Raw genomic sequence first — 2,494 nt, forward strand, 5'->3', positions numbered from 1 at the left:
AGTGCACCTGTTATTAGCAAACCCGCACTTCCCGGGGCTTTGATTTCTGCTGTCTCAGAATTGAACAAAAGCATTAACTAATCCGCAGTGGTGCTAGCAAGAAAATATGTTGCGTTGCCAACCGCTACGGTTAGTATCTCTTCTCCTTCAACCAATAATGAGTGTTGCAATGGAAACATCGGAAAGTATGCATCAGTATCTGGCTGCTATCGTGGAAGGTTCCGACGATGCCATCATCACTAAGGGTCTCGATAGCATTATTCGGAGCTGGAACCCGGGTGCAGAACGACTATTCGGTTATTCTGCGGAAGAAGCTATTGGCCAACCGATTACGATGCTTTTCCCTGCTGATCGGGAAGATGAAGAAACAGACTTTATCGCACGTTTGAGCAGAGGCGAGAGGATCGCTCATTTTGAAACGATCCGGAAACGCAAAGATGGATCATTGATCCCGATTTCACTAACCGTTTCACCCGTGCGTAATGCTGCAGGGAAAATCGTAGGTGCTTCAAAGATCGCTCGTGATATCTCGGTGCAACGGGCGGCTGAAGAACGGCAAGAACTGCGTGCTCGAGAAAGCGAAGCTCTCCTCGCAGTGGCGCAGAAGCTTCTCGAAGATGTAAGTTTTGATGAATTTGCACAATTCTGCCTTGATGCCGTCTGCAATGTTGTGGGTATGAACGCTGGCCATTTACTTTTTGCTAAAGGAAGAGGTGAGAATGCGCGCCTGCACCCCTCGGGAATCTGGTATATAACGCGACCAGGGCTTCAGCCAGTTGTAGATGAAACGGAGCGACTAACTTTTGCTAGCGGCGAGGGTTTGCCAGGACTGGCATGGAAATTTGGAGAATTAAAATTTTTAAACGAAGTGGATAGCTCGCCGCACTTTTTGAGGCGGCAGGTTTTTAAGCAAGTTGGCTTGGCTTCCGCTGTCGCACTGCCCATTTGGCAAGGAGGAGAGATTAAAGCTGTTCTGGAGTTCTTCGGTTCTCAGAAAGCTAAACTAGATGCCGATATCCTCCGAATGCTCAGTACAGTTGGCAGCCAGATTGGAATAGCAATCCATCAAAAGCAAGAGGCAGAACATCGCGAGACCTTGCGACGTGAGATGAGTCACCGCGTAGGAAACAGCTTGAGCGTACTCGCTTCTATTTACCGTAGTTGCTCACGTGCGGCGAGCAACAAAGACGAACTCGACGAGGCTTTTTTGGGCCGTATTGTTGCAGTTGGCCACGCCAATCGGGTTGCGATAGAGAACGCCACCCAAGGAGCATCTTTAAACTCGTTAATCGTTGATTCAATTGAAATATTTCCCGCGCAGGATCGGATCGAGTTAGACGTAATCGATTTGCATGTTGGCTACGAGAGCGTTATGCCGATAGCCCTTATACTGAATGAGCTTGCAACCAATGCTTTAAAACACAATGAACATTTTGAGAAAATCCAACTGAAAATTAGTGCAAGCTATTGCGAGGCGACTGAGCAAGTGGTTCTAAAATGGTTCGAACGACGCGCTGCCCCACTGGTTGCCCCCCCAAATGGACCTACCCGTGTTGGCTTTGGTACTCAACTTATTAAATTAATGGTTGAGAATAAGCTTGGAGGTCAATTAGACCGACACATAGACGAATCTGGACTTTCCTGCGTTTTTCGCGTTCCACGCAATCGGATAGAAAACTAATATATGGAGCACCAAACTAGAAGGTAGCGTGCAATGGTAATCTCCCCAATTTGAAGTTGAAACGGAGCAGAATCCCTATTCTTTAGTCTGGACATTTAATCTTAAGTTGTTGTGCCGGCGGTTGGCTCGCCTTCACTGTCTAACATGGAGTGATATTTTGATTAGGACCGCCATAACGATTAAAATCGATAATCGTTCTTACACTGGAGAGTACACCCATTCGCATGGCGTTTTGACTGTCACAGCATACGGAGACGACATTGAAAAAGCACAATGCACTGTTCAGCATTATGGACATGGAAAAGCCCGAGCAGAAGAATTGCTAATTAAATTGGTACAGTCCGGCAAAATTGATCCCGACCTCTAATTTGTTACCATGTAGTGTCTGAGGGCAGTGCTACTACGTCCGACCATTTTGGAACCCGCTTATGCACCAACGTCCCGCACGCAGTTCGGCCATTATACTATACGCGCACGCCAAGAGGTTGGTGTTTATTTAAACTGAACCATTTAATATCTGATCTGGGGCCATTTGTTTTTAAAGGCTGATCGGTCAATGCTGAATTGGAAACTGTTGTACAGCACACGCTCCGGTTGTTAATGTGCTTAGTGAAGGATTGGCCAAATTAAAAAATTACAATCGATGGATTCAAAGGTTAAGCTTTAGATAGGTGCTTTATGACTAAATTGGAGAGAATTCTTCACGTAGACGATGAGGAAGATATCCGTTTTATCGTTCAAGTGACACTTGAGGTAAATAACGGTTATGAGGTCTTATCTTGCGCTAGAGGCTCCGAAGCTATCAAGTAAGCG

1 protein-coding gene is annotated in these 2,494 nt (G+C 46.2%); it reads left to right on the forward strand.

The window, feature by feature from the left end; translation table 11 throughout:
* The first annotated feature begins 169 nt into the window (after positions 1-169).
* Positions 170-1,681 (forward strand): PAS domain-containing sensor histidine kinase, encoded by a 1,512-nt coding sequence (locus tag BFV97_RS18335; protein WP_216635980.1) that lies wholly within the window; start codon positions 170-172, stop codon positions 1,679-1,681.
* Positions 1,682-2,494: the final 813 nt, after the last annotated feature.

Origin of the sequence: Neptunicoccus sediminis (assembly GCF_001719615.1) — a bacterium.
Taxonomy (GTDB): Bacteria; Pseudomonadota; Alphaproteobacteria; order Rhodobacterales; family Rhodobacteraceae; genus Amylibacter; species Amylibacter sediminis.